The organism is Pseudoduganella buxea, assembly GCF_009720835.1.
GTDB classification, from domain to species: domain Bacteria; phylum Pseudomonadota; class Gammaproteobacteria; order Burkholderiales; family Burkholderiaceae_D; genus Rugamonas; species Rugamonas buxea.
The window spans coordinates 38,125-53,551 of sequence record NZ_WNKZ01000040.1; the positions used below are offsets into that span (position 1 = coordinate 38,125).

General features: G+C 66.4%; 11 protein-coding genes. 9 read left to right on the forward strand and 2 right to left on the reverse strand.

Annotated features, from left to right (window positions below):
- Positions 1 to 4: 4 nt before the first annotated feature.
- From GM672_RS14850 to GM672_RS14890, 9 genes are all read left to right on the forward strand, one after another.
- On the forward strand, positions 5 to 1,078 hold the full coding sequence (locus GM672_RS14850; protein WP_170300075.1) for a porin: 1,074 nt from the start codon (positions 5 to 7) through the stop codon (positions 1,076 to 1,078).
- 1 nt (position 1,079) lies between these two features.
- Complete coding sequence (locus GM672_RS14855; RefSeq protein ID WP_371867071.1) at positions 1,080 to 2,054, forward strand: Bug family tripartite tricarboxylate transporter substrate binding protein; 975 nt, start codon at positions 1,080 to 1,082, stop codon at positions 2,052 to 2,054.
- A gap of 21 nt (positions 2,055 to 2,075) precedes the next feature.
- Positions 2,076 to 3,158 carry an ABC transporter substrate-binding protein gene (locus GM672_RS14860; RefSeq protein ID WP_155471315.1) on the forward strand — a complete coding sequence of 361 codons (1,083 nt, stop codon included), beginning with the start codon at positions 2,076 to 2,078 and terminating at the stop codon, positions 3,156 to 3,158.
- Between the two features lie 30 nt (positions 3,159 to 3,188).
- Complete coding sequence (locus GM672_RS14865) at positions 3,189 to 4,964, forward strand: ABC transporter permease (protein WP_155471324.1); 1,776 nt, start codon at positions 3,189 to 3,191, stop codon at positions 4,962 to 4,964.
- Positions 4,965 to 5,006: 42 nt separating this feature from the next.
- Entirely contained in the window at positions 5,007 to 6,068 is a 1,062-nt protein-coding gene (locus tag GM672_RS14870) for an ABC transporter ATP-binding protein (protein ID WP_170300077.1), read from the forward strand.
- 262 nt (positions 6,069 to 6,330) lie between these two features.
- Entirely contained in the window at positions 6,331 to 8,604 is a 2,274-nt protein-coding gene (locus tag GM672_RS14875; RefSeq protein WP_155471316.1) for a TonB-dependent receptor, read from the forward strand.
- 277 nt (positions 8,605 to 8,881) lie between these two features.
- On the forward strand, positions 8,882 to 9,091 hold the full coding sequence (locus tag GM672_RS14880) for a cold-shock protein (protein WP_155471317.1): 210 nt from the start codon (positions 8,882 to 8,884) through the stop codon (positions 9,089 to 9,091).
- Positions 9,092 to 9,766: 675 nt separating this feature from the next.
- Positions 9,767 to 10,015 (forward strand): hypothetical protein, encoded by a 249-nt coding sequence (locus GM672_RS14885; RefSeq protein ID WP_155471318.1) that lies wholly within the window; start codon positions 9,767 to 9,769, stop codon positions 10,013 to 10,015.
- Positions 10,016 to 10,065: 50 nt separating this feature from the next.
- Positions 10,066 to 10,431 (forward strand): hypothetical protein, encoded by a 366-nt coding sequence (locus tag GM672_RS14890; RefSeq protein ID WP_155471319.1) that lies wholly within the window; start codon positions 10,066 to 10,068, stop codon positions 10,429 to 10,431.
- 9 nt (positions 10,432 to 10,440) lie between these two features.
- On the opposite strand, the gene GM672_RS14895 is transcribed toward GM672_RS14890, so the two are convergent.
- Together GM672_RS14895 and GM672_RS14900 are read right to left on the reverse strand one after the other, a co-directional pair.
- Positions 10,441 to 12,045, reverse strand: a complete 1,605-nt coding sequence (locus GM672_RS14895) for an MHYT domain-containing protein (protein WP_155471320.1) — start codon at positions 12,043 to 12,045, stop codon at positions 10,441 to 10,443.
- Positions 12,046 to 12,242: 197 nt separating this feature from the next.
- Positions 12,243 to 15,427 (reverse strand): CHASE domain-containing hybrid sensor histidine kinase/response regulator family protein (locus GM672_RS14900; RefSeq protein WP_155471321.1); only part of this gene is annotated, 3,185 nt, incomplete at its 5' end.

Sequence of the window (15,427 nt, forward strand, 5' to 3'; positions counted from 1 at the left end):
GTCCGTGAAAAGAACTTCCATCGCCATGGCGGCCCTCGCCATGCTGGCGGCGCATGCCGCCCATGCCCAATCCAATGTCCAGATCTATGGCCTGCTCGACACCGGTATCGACTACGCGTCCGATGCCGCGCCCAACGGCCACGGCATGACGCGCGTCAGTTCCGGCGGCATGAACACGTCGCGCTGGGGCCTGCGCGGCAGCGAGGACCTGGGTGGCGGCCTGAAGGCCGTGTGGAACCTGGAAGGCGGCATCCTGATGGACACGGGAGGCATCGACGGCTCGCTGTTTCGACGCCAGGCCTACGCGGGTCTGGAAGGCAGCATGGGTCGCATCGTGCTGGGCCGCTCGTTCACGAGCGTCTACGATACCGTCATCCGCTTCGACCCGATGGGCTTCGCGCCGTTCTACTCGTGGGCGACCACGGGCAACGCGACAGGGCCCAGCAAGTACGGCATGACGACGGGCTTCGACAATCTGGTCAAGTATTCCGGCACGAGCGGCAACTTCAAGTACGGCGCCTCGTACGGCTTCGGCGAGCAGAGTTCCGGCAGCCGCGACGGCGCCAAGCTGGCCGTGGCGGGCAGCTGGGAAAGCGACGGCCTGGCCCTGATGGCCACGGCCGAGCAGGTCAACGGCAGCACGGTGCCTGCGACCGGCCGGCGCGACGCCACGCGCGTCTACCACCTGGGCGGCACGTACGCGGCCGGCCCGGTCAAGTTCTACCTTTCCGGCCGGCGCTATGCGCAGGAATCGGGCAAGGCGGGCAAGGACGGCATCAATGCGGACGTCAAGGCCAACACGTACTGGACCGGCGTGGCCTACAAACCCGTCCCGAACGTGACGCTGACGGGCGCCATCTACTATATGGACGTGCGCAACGTCGCATCCGGTACGGATGCCGACCCCTTGATGTTCGTCGCCCGCTACCGCTACGCGCTGTCCAAGCGCACGGACTTGTACGCCACCGTGGGGTACGCCAAGGCCAGGCACGGCCAGCTCGTCGGCCTGTCGCGCGACGACGCCGGCTTCGACGCGCGCCAGCACGGCGCCATCGTCGGCATCCAGCACCGCTTCTGACATGTGCCGCCTCCTTGCACCGATGCTGCTGCTTGCCGGTACAGCATCGGCAGGCACCGTCTTGCCCGCGCAAGGCGTCGACTGCATCGTGCCGTCCAAGCCGGGCGGGGCGATGGACCTGACGTGCAAGCTGGTGCAGCAGGGCATGCGCCAGCTGCCCGACGGGGCCGGCCGCGTGCTGCGCATCAGCTACGTCCCCGGCGGCATCGGCGCCGTGGCCTGGCATTCCCAGGTGGCACGCCGGCGGGTCGAGGGCGATACCCTGGTGGCGTTCTCGGGCGGCTCGCTGCTGAACCTTGCGCAGGGCAAGTTCGGCAAGGCCAGGGCGGGCGACGTACGCTGGGTCGCCGCGCTGGGGACGGACTACGGCATGATCGCCGTGCGCAGCGATTCGCCCTACAAGTCCTTGTCGGACCTGATCGCCGCGCTGCAGCGAGACCCGGCCAAGGTGCTGGTGGGCGTGAGCGGCACCATCGGCAGCCAGGACTGGCTGAAGGTGGCCCTGCTGGTCAAGCTGGCCGGCATCGACCCGAAGGCGGTGCGCTTCGTCGCCCTCGAGGGCGGTGGCGAAGCGTTTACCGCGATGGGCGCGAACTTCGTGCAAGTCGTGTCCGGCGACGCTTCGGAGGCCACCTTGATGTCGGCCGGCGGCAGCATCCGCGTGCTGGCCGTGATGTCCGAACAGCGCCTGCCGGGCGTGCTGGCCAGGGTGCCGACCGCGCGCGAGCAGGGCTATGACGTGGTCTGGCCCACCATCCGGGGCGTCTGGATGGGGCCCCAGGTTTCCGACCGGGCCTACCGCGAGTGGGTCGAGACGTTCGAGCGCATGATGGCCACGCCGGCATTCGCCCGGCTGCGCGCCGACGCCGGCCTGTATCCCTTGTCGCTGACGGGTAAGCCCCTGACCGAGCATGTGCAAAAAGCCGTGGACGACTACGGCAGGCGCGCCGGCCAGCTTGGCCTGATGCGCAAATAAAAAACACAACCAGGAGACAAAATGAAAATCACACTGATCGCCGCAGCAGCCTTCCTCATCGCCAGCGCCGCGCTGGCGCAGGTGCCCGCAGGCTACCCCGCCGACTACCAGAAGCTGATCGACGGCGCGAAGAAGGAGGGCAAGCTGGTGGTGTACGGCGCCACCGACAGCAAGGCCACCCAGCCCCTGATCCGCGACTTCACTGCGCTGTACCCCGGCATCACGGTCGAATACAACGACATGAATTCCACCGAGGTCTACAACCGCTTCATCTCGGAGGCGGCCGCCGGCGGCAACACGGCCGACGTGGTGTGGTCGTCGGCCATGGACCTGCAACTGCGCCTGGCATCGGGCGGCAACGCGTTGCAGTACAAATCCGTCGAGGCGGGCAAGATTCCGGCATGGGCCGTATGGGAGTACAAGGCCTACGGCACCACGTTCGAGCCGGCCGCCATCGTCTACAACAAGCGCCTGCTCGATCCGAAGGAAGTGCCGCAGACGCATGCCGACTTCGCGCGCCTGATCCAGCAACCCAAGTTCCGCGACAAGGTCACCACCTACGATATCGAAAAGTCCGGCGTCGGCTTCATGTTCATGACGCAGGACGCCAGGCTGTATCCCCAGTTCCCCGCCTTGCAGCAGGCCTTCGGCGTGGCCAAGGTGCGCGTGCAGTCCTCCACCGGCACGATGATGGAACGCATCTCTTCGGGCGAGAACCTGATCGGCTACAACGTGCTGGGCTCCTACGCGCTGGTGCGCGCCAAGACCGACCCGGCCATCGGGGTCGTGCTGCCGAAGGACTATACGCAGATCATGTCGCGCGTGGTCTTCATCAACAAGGCGGCGAAGAACACCAATGCGGCCAAGCTGTGGCTGGACTACATGCTGTCGCAGCGGGGCCAGACCATCATCGCCAACGAATCGAAGCTGTACGCGATCCGTGCCGACGTCAAGGGCGAAACCACCAGCGCGGACCTGATCGCCCAGGTGGGCGCGGCCAACGTCAAGCCGATTCCCGTGCACCCCAGCGTGCTGGAATACCTGGCGCCGGCCAAGCGGATGGCCTTCCTGAAGGGCTGGAAAGACACGGCCGGCAGGAAATAAGGGACGGCCATGACCACCGCCATTTCCACCATGCCGGCCGGCGTGCTGCCGGCCGCGCGGCGCACGCGCGTGAACTGGCCGCGCGGCCTGGCCGTCGTGCTGGCCGCGCTGGCGATCTTCGGGCCGCTGGCACTGATCTTCTACCAGAGCTTCCTGTCCGCGCCATTCTTCATGCCCGACGCCATGCCGGGGCTGGATGCCTACCGCTTCATCATCGACGATCCGGATTTCACCACCGCCTTCACCAACGGCCTGCTGCTGGCCAGCGGCCTGGCACTGATCGCCGTGCCGCTGGGCGGCATGCTGGCCTTCCTGATGGTGCGCACGGACCTGCCCGGGCGCAGCTGGATCGCGCCGCTGCTGCTGGTGCCGATTTTCGTGTCGCCCATGGTGATGGGCTTCGGCTATGTCGTGTCGATGGGGCCCGTGGGCTTCTACTCGACATATATAAAGGAGCTGATCGGCTTCGTGCCGTGGAACGTGTATTCGTTCACCAGCATCGTCGTCATCGCCGGGCTGACGCACGTGCCGCACGTCTACCTGTATGCCTCGTCGGCGCTGCGCAGCCTCGGCTCGGACGTGGAGGAGGCGGCCCGCGTGTCCGGCGCGTCGCCCGTACAGGTGATGTTCGGCGTGTCGCTGCCGATGATCATGCCGGCACTGGCCTATGCGGGCGTGCTGGTGTTCTTCCTCGGCTTCGAGGTGTTCGGCCTGGTGCTGGTGCTGGGCGACCCTGAAGGACACCTGGTGCTGCCTACCTACCTGTACAAGCTGACGAACAAGCTGGGCACGCCGTCGTACCACCTGATGGCGGCTGTTGCCGTCTGCCTCGTGATGGTGACGATGCCGCTGGTGATGCTGCAGCGCCGCCTGCTGAAGTCGGCCAACAAGTATGTGTCGATCAAGGGCAAGGGCGCGCGCAGCAAGCCCATGCCGCTGGGCCGGTGGAAGTGGCTGGCTTTCGCGCTGCTGGGCGCGTGGCTGCTGCTGACGATCGTCATGCCGCTGTCGGGCATCGGCTTGCGTTCTTTCGTGCAGAACTGGGGCGAGGGCGTCCATCTTGCGGACGTGCTGACCTTGCAGCACTTCCGCGACATCTTCGAGCAACCGGCACTGGTGCGGGCCATCGTCAACACGGTGCTGATCGGCGTCGCCGGCGGCGGCCTGGCCGTGCTCTGCTACTCGTTCATCGCGCTGGCGATGCACCGGCGGCAGGATGGCGTCACGCGCTTTCTCGACTACAGCGTTCTGGTGCCGCGCGCCGTGCCGGGCCTGCTGGCCGGCCTGGCCTTCCTGTGGGTGTTCCTGTTCGTGCCCAGCTGGCTCGACGGCGCCCTGCGGGGCAGCGACAACGCGCTGGCCGTGTGGCTGGCCGAACACCTGGTGCCGGCGCTGCGGGCGGTGCGTTCGACCATCTTCGCCGTCTGGCTGGCGTATTCCGTCGTGTGGATGGCCTACGGCATGCGCCTGATCTCGGCCGCGCTGCTGCAGGTGGGGCCGGAGCTGGAGGAAGCGGCGCGTGCCGCCGGTGCCCGGCGCGGCCAGGTGGTGCGCGACGTCACCTTGCCGCTGGTGCGCTATGGCCTGCTGGGCGCGTGGCTGATGATCTTCCTGATCTTCGAGCGGGAATACTCGACGGGCGTGTACCTGCTGTCGCCGGGGACGGAAGTGATCGGCGCGATGCTCGTGTCGCTGTGGGCGGGCGGGTCGACCGAGCTGGTGGCGGCGCTGTCATTCATCAACATCACCCTGGTCGCCATCGGCCTGGGCATCGCGCTGCGCTTCGGCGTCAAGCTGCACGACTGAGGAGACTCTATGAAACGGGACCTGACGATGAACCAGCAGGGCGTGAACGAACTGGCCGTCGACGAGCTGTACCTGGACTATGGCAGCGGCGCCTCCGCCAATCCCATCCTGAAGGGCGTGTCGATGCACCTGCGCAAAGGCGAAGTTGTCGCACTGCTGGGGCCTTCGGGCAGCGGCAAGACCACCTTGCTGCGCGCCGTGGCGGGGCTGGAAAGCCCCCGCGCCGGCACCATCGATATCGGCGAACGGCGCGTCTTCGACGGTGGCAGGCGCTTCGAGATGCCGGCCGAGGAGCGCAACCTGGGGCTGGTGTTCCAGTCCTATGCGCTGTGGCCGCACAAGACCGTGTTCGACAACGTGGCCTACGGGCTGAAACTGCGCAAGCTTTCGGCCGCCGACATCAAGCCGCGCGTGATGGAGGTGCTGGCGCAGCTGGGCCTGGGCCACCTGGGCGAGCGCTTCCCGCACCAGCTGTCCGGCGGCCAGCAGCAGCGGGTGGCGATCGCCCGCGCGCTGGTGTACAACCCGCCCGTGATCCTCCTGGACGAGCCGCTGTCGAACCTGGACGCCAAGCTGCGCGAGGAGGCCCGGGCCTTCCTGCGCGAACTGATCGTGCGCCTGGGCCTGTCCGCGCTGATGGTGACGCACGACCAGGGCGAGGCGATGGCGATCTCGGACCGCATCCTGCTGCTCAATAACGGCCGCATCGAACAGCAGGGCAGCCCGCAAAGCATGTACGAAACGCCCGACACCCTGTTTACGGCCGAGTTCATGGGCAGTAATAACCGTCTGCCGGGCAGACTGGTCTCGCGTGATGGCGGGGGCGTGACCATCGACATCGACGGCACCCGCCTGCACGGCACGGCGCGGGGCCAGGTGGGGGAGGGCATCACGCCGCTGATCCGCGTCGAGGAAGTGCGCATCAGCGCGGGCCAGGTGGACAACGCGCTGCAACTGCCTTTGGTGACGTGCATGTACCTGGGCGACCGGTGGGAATGCCTGTTCAAGCGGGGCGACATCGTGCTGCGCGCCTATGCCCGCACGCGCCTGGACGACGGCCAGTACTGGCTGCAACTGCCGGCGGACAAGCTCTGGGTGTTCTGACCTCCTCCCGACATCGACCGCCCGGCTCCGCGCCGGGCTTTGTTTCGTGCTGACCCGCAATGCCGTGATCGCTTCGTCACCATCCCGTCACAATCCGTAGACGACTGGCAACTTGCTATGTAATAATAAGAATGATTCGCATTAGTACTATCATCACCAATCAGATTCGATCCCGCCGCACCCTTCGGGGCGGAGGCGGCAAAGTGCCAGCCAGGCCGTGTACCGCACGCCGCGCCAGCCGATAAAAAACTTTGGACAGAGAATGACCTCCCCTTACATCAAGACCGTGAAACACCCTGCCGCGCTGGCCATCGCCACCCTGGCAATGCCGCTGGCCCTGCATGCCCAGACCACCGACCAGGTGCTGCCGGAAGTGCGTATCGAAGGCAAGGCCACCAGCGAATTCCAGGTGCGCAACTCCGCCAATGACAAGTTCACCGCGCCCCTGCTGGACACGCCGAAGGCCGTGACCGTGATTCCGACGGCCGTTATCGCGCAAACGGGCGCCGTGTCGCTGACGGAAGCGCTGCGCACGGTGCCGGGCATCACGGTCGGTGCGGGCGAGGGCGGCAATCCTGTCGGCGACAATCTGTTCATCCGCGGCTACAACGCCCAGACGGACACCTACGTCGACGGCATTCGCGACACGGGATCGGCCTCGCGCGAAATCTTCGCGCTGGAGCAGGTCGAAGTGGTCAAGGGCCCGAATTCGGCCTACGGCGGCCGCTCGTCGGCCGGTGGCGGCGTCAACCTGGTCAGCAAGACGGCCAAGGGCGAGAACTTCAGCAACGCCACCGTGGCTGTCGGCTCGGCCAAGTACCGCCGCGTCACCGCCGACCTGAACCGCACCATCGGCGAGAACGCCGCCGTGCGCCTGAACGTGATGGGCCATGACGCCCACGTGGCCGGCCGCAACGAGATCAACGGCAACCGCTGGGGCGTGGCGCCTTCCGTGACGTTCGGCCTGAAGGGCCCGACCACCGTGGCGCTGAGCTACTACCATATGGAGTCGAGCGAGCTGCCGGACACGGGCATCCCCTTCAATAACCCGTTCTCGACCGGCCCGAACGTGTCGAAAAACGGCAACGGCACCCCGATCGGCGTGGCGCGCGATACCTTCTACGGCCTCGTCAACCGCGACTTCCGCGACACCGAGACCGATATCGGCACCATCGACATCAAGCACGATTTCGGCAACGGCCTGACGTTACGTAACGTGACCCGCTACGGCCGCAACACCAACGATTACGTGTGGACCCAGCCGGACGATTCGAAGGGCAATGCCGTGCTGTACGGCACCGTATGGCGCCGCGCCAACACGCGCGTGACGCAGACGGACTCGCTGGCGAACACGTCCGCGTTGACCGGGTCGCGCACGATCGGCGGCATCAAGCACTCGTTCACGGCGGGCCTGGAAATCGGCCGCGAGGAAACGGACCGCAGCAGCTACCTGTTCACGCCGGGCACGAACAATCCGCTGACGAAGACCTTCACGTGCCCGACCTCGGGCGCCGGGACCATGTACAATTGCGCGCCGCTGGTCAATCCGAACGCCAACGACCCGTGGGTCTACAGCCGTTCCGTGTCGCCGGCCCGCACCAATGTGCACACCAACACGCGCTCGGCCTATGTGTTCGACACCATCGAATTCACGCCGCAGTGGCTGCTGAACCTGGGACTGCGCTGGGATGACTTCCGCTCGAAACTGGATGTACCGGCGTACACCCTGAACGGCACCGCCACGGCGGCCCAGCACGCGGAAGTGAAGAGCAACTTCACCAACTACCAGGCCGGCCTGGTGTACAAGCCTTCCGTCAACAGCAGCGTCTACGCGTCGTACGGCACCTCGTCGACCCCGCCGGGCAATGACGGCGGCGACGGTTCGGACGGCCTGTCCGTCACCGTGTACAACCTGAAACCACAGGACAGCAAGAATTTCGAACTGGGCACGAAGTGGGAAGTGCTGGCCCGCCGCCTGTCCGTCAGCGCCGCGCTGTTCAAGAGTGAAATGAACAATGCCCGCGTGACGGCGCCGGACGGCACCACGCAGAACGTGGGCAAGAAGAGCGTCGAGGGCCTGGAACTGGGCGTGTCGGGAAATATCACGCCGAACTGGATGGTCTTCGGCGGCTACACCTGGCTCGACGGCAAGGTGGATGACAACGGCTTCGTCAACGCGGGCACGACGGCTGCGCCGGTCTGGGTGGCGTCGCCTTACAACGGCAACGTCTTCCCGACCACGCCGAAGAACAGCGCCTCGCTGTGGACCTCGTACGCGGTGCTGCCGGGCATTACCGTCGGTGGCGGCGTCAACTACGTGTCGAAGGTGTACGCCAACATCAACAACACGAAATACGCGCCGGGCTACACCCGCTTCGACGCGATGGCCAGCTACGACGTCAACAAGAACATCACCTTGCAGCTGAACATCCAGAACCTGACGGACAAGCTGTACTTCGACAAGGTCAGCTCGCCGCACTACGCCGGCGTGGCACCGGGCCGCAGCGCGACCCTGACCGCCGACTTCAAGTTCTGATCCCCGTCTTACCCCAGTGAGTTCGCGCCGCCCTCGGGCGGCGCTTTTTTTCGTCCATGGTCAATTGATCACGTTTTAAAAATAAACCAGAAAAGAGTAGGTGAATCGGGCAAACCCATGTATTCTCCAACTCGCACTACATCAAGTCGTCGTCGCACTAGTTGGTCTCTTTCCCGTCTCGCCTTTACGGCAGTCCTGTTTGATATCCTCCGCTACACCCCTCTTGGTCGAATGTGCACTCGGGCGATTTTGCCCATGCAAATTTAAAGGATTGTAAATGACTACTCAAACCGGCACCGTAAAATGGTTCAACGATTCCAAGGGCTTCGGCTTCATTACCCCTGACGAAGGCGGCGCCGACCTGTTCGCGCACTTCCAGGACATCCAGTCGGAAGGCTTCAAGAGTCTGTCGGAAAACCAGCGCGTCTCGTTCGTGCGCTCGACCGGCCCTAAAGGCGACAAAGCTGGCAATATCACCGCCATCTAAGTCACAAGCCTGAACGGCGGATTCCACCACGCAGATAGTGTGGGGCATCCGCCGCGATGAAAAAAACCCGCCTTTGGCGGGTTTTTTGTTTTTGGGCTGGAATGCTGTCCGAAATCGCACGGTGCGAGTCGTCTCGAAGCCGAAGAATCGTGCCGTCCAATACCACAGCTGACGCGGATAATTTTTACTCGGCTCTTGCTTCAACATACTGTTCTTCGGGAATATCTCCGAATTGCTGAGAAATCAACCTTTCGCTGCCATGGCTTACTCTTCAGCATGGCAGCGACCGTTATCGCAGCTCCTGCTATGGTCCCGGTCGTTGCGACACCGCCTGGAGTCTTTAGAACGTGTTCGCTTGGAAGGAAACCGATCAGGCCAGTCTTGATAAGAAAAATGATTGGGGCAAGCCCGTACGATAACACCAGCGTACTAACGACAAGGCCGAAAATCAATGCACCGCTACGTCACCACGGTGCCCGAAAATTGCCGCAATACATTGGACATTTATTATTCTTGTGCATCGGTTGGCAACAGTTGAATTGCCGAGATTGTATTAAACCGTCGGCCATCAGCCCCAACCCGACATCCCAACGGCATCCATTCCGACAAAACCCCGGCTCGCATGCCGATGCAACGGACCTTGCCGTTGGAGTCCAATGGAAGCGGAGACCAGACATGGAAAATGAATTGCAAATGGGTGAAGAGCCGCACTACACGCTCGGGCTGAAAAAGGTCGAGATCGACGCCGTGCTGGATGCGTGCGACCTGGTCGGACGGGTGTTGCAGGGCGCGCCGGGGAACAATGCCCGGGCCGCCGCGCGACTGTTGACCGAGGCGTCGCGCGAGCAACACCGCGACGCGCCGTTGACCCGCTCCATCCTGGTCCAGGTGGCCCGTGCGCTGCAACGGCGCGCGCTGCAATAGGCGCAGCCGATACCAGTGCATGGTCTCGTGACAACGATGGGGAGAGAGCGATGGACTACGAAGCGAACGACGACACGACACAAGGCGAGGGGCTGGGTGGGGATTACAGCCCCGGGCGCCTGCTCGATACGCTGGCCGCGAAATTGAATGCCCGTAACGATGCGGCGCTGGCCCGTGCGATCGAGGTGGCACCGGCCATCGTCAGCAAGATCCGCCATGGGCGCCTGCCGGTGGGGGCGTCGATCCTGTTGCGCATGCACGAGGCATCGGGCATCGATATCCGCGAGCTGCGCGACCTGATGGGCGACCGGCGCGGCCGCCACCGCATGAGTCCCACGGAGTTCCGGCCGCGCGAAGGACAGGCTGCACAGCCTTTCCAGGCGCAGCAGGCCGCAAATCCTTCCAGCGAGAGCTGAACCCTCCCGTCAGCCCGCCGGCAGGCCGCCGCAATCGGCGCTGCGGTCTTCCCGCCGCACCGGTTGCGGCGTATTGCGTGGCGCGTTTGAAGCCACATGCAGCGGCAGCCGCACCGTCACGGCGGCGCCTTCGCCCGTGCCGGCGCTTTCGGCGACGATGGCGCCGCCCTGGATTTCCACCAGCTGGCGCGCGATTGACAGTCCCAGTCCCAGTCCTCCGTGGCGGCGCGTCGTCGACGAATCGCCCTGGCGGAAGCGCTCGAAAATAAACGGCAGTACGTCGGCCGCGATGCCGATGCCGTTGTCGGCGACGCGGATGGCGATGCCCTCGGCCGTGCGGCTCAAGGTGACGACGACATGGCCGCCCGGCGGCGTGAACTTGACGGCGTTGGCCAGCACATTGCCCATCACCTGCTGCATCCGCGACGCGTCCGCCCACACGGGGCCGGCGCTGCGGTCCAGTTGCGTGACGATCTCGATCCTGCCCGCCAGCGCCGCCGGCCCGACCGTCTCCAGCGCAGCGAGCACGAAGTCGCCCGGCCACACGGTCGATGGGGCGATCTGCACCTTGCCGACCGCGATGGCGCTCATGTCGAGCAGCTCGTCGATCATGCGCGCCTGGGCACGGGCATTGCGCTCGATGGCGGCCAGGCCGCGCTGCAGCGCGGCCGGGTCGACCCGCTCCTGCAGCCCCTGCTGCTGCAGCAGCTGCGACCAGCCCAGCACGGAGTTCAAGGGCGTGCGCAGCTCGTGCGACAGGGTGGCAAGGAATTCATCCTTCTGCTCATTCAGCCGCGCCAGCGCCACGCGCGCGTCGTGCTCGTGCAGGAACTGGGTGCGGCGTTCCTCGGCCGTGGCGATCGACGCGGCCAGGATATGGGTGCGCGCTTCCAGGCGGGCGTCGTAGATGGAGACGATCAGCGCGATGGTGAGGATGCCGCCCGTGGCCAGGGTGACGAACAGGGCCAGGGTCGTGTAGTCCGCCCCGGCGCCGGCCGCGCGACACACGCTGTCGGCCGGGAAGTGCGCCGCCGCCATGCCGGTATAGTGCATGCCCGCCACGGCCAGGCCCATGACGATGGCGGCGGCGATCTGGATCAGGCTGGCGCGGGGCGTGCGCTGGCGCAGCCGGAAGGCGATCCACAACGCTCCGCTGGCGGCGGCGATGGCGATCAGGACGGAGGCGGCGAAGGTCAGCGGGTCATAGACGATGCCCGGTTCCATCCGCATCGCCGCCATGCCCGTGTAGTGCATGCAGTTGATGCCCAGTCCCAGCAGCAGGGCGGCGGCGGCCAGGCGTACCGAATCGACGGTGCGGTGGCGCAGCTGCCACAGGGCCAGCGCCGACACGGCCACGGGCAGCAGCAGCGACAGGGCCGTCAGCCCGAAATCGTAGCCCAGCGGGATTGGCAGGCGAAACGCCAGCATGCCGAGGAAGTGCATGGCCCAGATGCCCGTGCCCATGGCCAGGGCCCCGCCGCCCGTCCACATATAGGCGGCCAGTCCCTGCGACGATTTGACGCGGTCGGCCAGGCTGAGGCTGGTGTACGACGCGAAGATCGCGACAAGGATGGAAACGATGACGAGGGTAGGGTCGTAATAACCGCTTAACATTGGGGCATTCGATAGATAAATCGATCTTCATCCGAAGCGCAAGACAGATTGTCAGACGGATCGTCGGACAATCCGGTCACATTCCAGGCTGGTTCGGCAGGACCGACTATACCGGAGTCGGCGCCCGGCAGGCGCCGCAACCGCAGAGCGTGCGGCATAAATATGCGTAAAAGCAACAACGATTGTTTCCGTTTCAATCATATGGCGTCCAGGCGGGCCGGACGAAAGCGCAGCAGGGTGGCGATCATCGTCTCTTCCTCGATGGGTTTGGCGATGAAGTCGTCCATGCCGGCGGCGGCGCAGGCGGCCCGCTCGCCCTCGGTGACGCCGGCCGTCATGGCGATGATCGGCAAGGAAAGGCGCAGCGAGTCGCGCACCAGCCGGGCCGCCTCCAGCCCGTCCAGTTCCGGCATCTGTACGTCCATCAGCACGGCGGCGTAGCGGGCCGGGTGGCGCCGCAGTTCCTCCACCGCTTCGCGGCCGTTATTGGCCACTGCGACGATGGCGCCCGCATACTCCAGCATCGTCACGGCCACAGTCTGGTTGACGGGATGGTCCTCGGCCAGCAGCACGTGCATGCCCGACAGCGGCGCCTCGCCCGGCGCGGCGTGGCCAGGCAGGGCGGCCCCATCGTGCCGCTCCAGCTGCGACACCGCCGCGTGCAACGTGGCGCGGGTGGCCGGGGCGTGGACCAGCGCGAACGGGAAGGCCTGGGCGGCCCCCGGGACGGGCGGGGCAAAGCCGGCGCTGACCTGCACCAGGGCGAAGCCGGCCGGCAGGCGCTCCTTGCGCTGGGCCAGCAGGGCCAGCGGCGTCGTGCCCTGGCTGCCCGGGCCGATGATGGCGAGCCGGTAGGGCAGGGACCCGCTACCGCCCAGCACGGCCCTGGCCTGGTCGAAATCGTTGACGGGATGGAGGCGCCAGCCCCAGCGCACGGTGGCGTTGGCCAGCGCCGCGGCCACCTCGCCGTCCGACTCGAACAGCAGCACGTCCAGGTCCTGCCAGGGTGCATCGAGCCGGTAGTGGTCGGACGCGCCGTCCACCGGCACCAGGGGCACCGTCAACGTGAACGTACTGCCGCAGCCGGGTGCGCTGGCGACGGCGATGGCGCCGCCCATCCGCTCGGCCAGGCCGCGAGCGATCGTCAGGCCCAGGCCCGTGCCGCCGAAGCGCCGGCTGGTCGACGCATCGGCCTGCACGAAGGGCGAGAACAGGCGCTGCTGCTGGTCCTGGTCCATGCCGATGCCGCTGTCGCTGACGTCCACCCGCAACAGGGGCGCCGCGTCCGTGCCGGCCAGCGCCAGCGCGCAGCGCACGCCGCCCTGCTGGGTGAACTTCAGCGCATTGCCGATCAGGTTCGTCAGGATCTGTTCCAGGCGCAGGGGATCGGCCACGATCTCGTACGGCAGCGCGGGATCGACGTCGACGACGAGCTTCAGGCGTCCGCCGCCGCCCACGGCCATCAGCGCGGCGGCCGCCTGGGCCAGTGCATCCGGCGCCGTCGGCTCGGGATTGAGTTCGATCTTGCCCGCTTCGATCTTCGAGAAATCCAGGATATCGTTCAGTACCGCCAGCAGGGTCTGGCCGGAACTCCTGATCATGCCGACGAAGTTGCGCTGCTCGCTGTCGAGTCGCGTGCGCCCCAGCAGGGTGGCAAGGCCCAGGACGGCATTCATCGGCGTACGCAATTCATGGCTCATATTGGCGACGAACGAGGACTTGGCCCGGCTGGCGCTTTCCGCGTGCTCCTTGGCCCGCCGCATCTGCTCCTCGGCCGCGTGGGCCGCCGTCACGTCGCGCACGATGAATGCAAACCCCGTCAGTTCGTCGCTGCCGTCCAGGTGCACGGCCGACAGCTGCATCTCGCCGAGGAAGTCGTTGCCCTCCTTGCAGACGAAGCGGCACAGCTGCGCGCAGGTGCCGTGCGCCGTGGCCTGGGCCAGCGCCGCCCAAGCTTGCGCCGGATCCCGCCACACCGGCAGCGCGGCCAGCGCACGGCCCACCGCTTCCTCGTCCGTGTAGCCGAACAGGTTGGTGGCGCCCTCGTTCCACGCCTCCACCTGGCCGCCGCCGTCGAGGAAGATGATGGCGTGGCTGCGCACGCTGGCCGTGAACAGGCGCAGCCGGGTCTCCGAGCGCACCACGGCGCGCTGCTGCTCGTGCACTTCCTGCGTCATGTCCTGGGCCAGCCGCAGCGCGCGCGAGCGGGTCGTGGCCAGGTTCTTCACCACCTCGAACATCAGGAGGCTGATCAGGGTGCCCAGTGCCAGGATGGTCAGGCTGCTGTAGCGGTCGATGGTGGTCTCGAAGGCTTCCGTGGCCGTCAACTCGATCGTCCAGTGCCGCCCCGTCTCGTCGATTGCCAGGGTCTGGGCCAGCGACAGGGGCCGCTCGTAGCGCGCGTGCCGCGGCGCGGGTGGGTCGTTGCGGAAGATGATGCGTCCGCGGGCCTGCCCGCCGTCCCAGATGCGCACGGTGAACGGCGCGCCCGGCGTCACCATGCTGTTAACCATGTCGCCCAGCCGGAACGGGCTGAAGACGAAGCCGCGCAGCGCCGCCAGCCGCTGCGCCGGCGTGGCGAGAGGCGCGCCGTGGCGGTACACCGGCTCGTACATCAGGAAGCCCTGCTGGCGGTTGCGGTCGATCTCCTGCACCAGCACCACCACGGGCGTGCTGGCGATGCGGCCCATGCGCGCGGCCGCCAGCATGGCCGAGCGCCGCCCCGGCTCGGAGGCCATGTCGAAGCCGATGGCCCGGTCGTTGCGTGCGCCGTGCGGTTCCAGGTAGGTTACGACGGCGACCATCGACGTGTCGCCCCGTGGCCAGACCTTAAAACCGGGCCAGTGCGGTTCAATCGAGCGTTCGAAGGCGTCGATGGCGCCAGGCGCCATCCAGCTGGCGTAGCCCAGGCCCTGGGTGCCGGGGAAGGCGCTGTCGAGGGCGAAGCTGTTGGCGAAGACGTGCCATTCCTGCGCCGTCACCGTCTCGGCCGCGTCGAACAGTGCCTTGCCGGCCCGCAGCAGGCGGCGGTAATTGGCCAGGCGGTAGTCGATCTGCTGCCAGGTGGTGTCGGCCACGGCCTGGAACTGTTCCTGGATGCGCCGTTCCGTGTAGCGGGCCGCCGCATGCCAGGCGCCGATCGTCACCGACAGGCACAGGGCCAGGGTCAGCACGGGCCAGCGGCTGCGCACGGGCGCGCTGGCGGGCAGGCGGTGGCCGGCCGCCGTATTGGTCAGCACCATGCCGCTGACGGCCAGGATGGCCAGGTACAGGTCCAGCGCCAGCAGCGAATGGAGCTGGCTGCGCGTGGCGAACTGGCCGGCGCCCCACAGGGTGGCCAGCACGGCACCGGCGGCGGCGATGCCGACGGCGAAGGTGCCCG

Bases quoted from the DNA above. Each gene is read 5' to 3' on its own strand.
- GM672_RS14855 (WP_371867071.1), top strand. From the start codon at position 1,080: ATGTGCCGCCTCCTTGCACCGATGCTGCTGCTTGCCGGTACAGCATCG.
- GM672_RS14885 (WP_155471318.1), top strand. From the start codon at position 9,767: ATGGAAAATGAATTGCAAATGGGTGAAGAGCCGCACTACACGCTCGGG.
- GM672_RS14865 (WP_155471324.1), top strand. From the start codon at position 3,189: ATGCCGGCCGGCGTGCTGCCGGCCGCGCGGCGCACGCGCGTGAACTGG.
- GM672_RS14875 (WP_155471316.1), top strand. From the start codon at position 6,331: ATGACCTCCCCTTACATCAAGACCGTGAAACACCCTGCCGCGCTGGCC.
- GM672_RS14890 (WP_155471319.1), top strand. From the start codon at position 10,066: ATGGACTACGAAGCGAACGACGACACGACACAAGGCGAGGGGCTGGGT.
- GM672_RS14880 (WP_155471317.1), top strand. From the start codon at position 8,882: ATGACTACTCAAACCGGCACCGTAAAATGGTTCAACGATTCCAAGGGC.
- GM672_RS14860 (WP_155471315.1), top strand. From the start codon at position 2,076: ATGAAAATCACACTGATCGCCGCAGCAGCCTTCCTCATCGCCAGCGCC.
- GM672_RS14895 (WP_155471320.1), bottom strand. From the start codon at position 12,045: ATGTTAAGCGGTTATTACGACCCTACCCTCGTCATCGTTTCCATCCTT.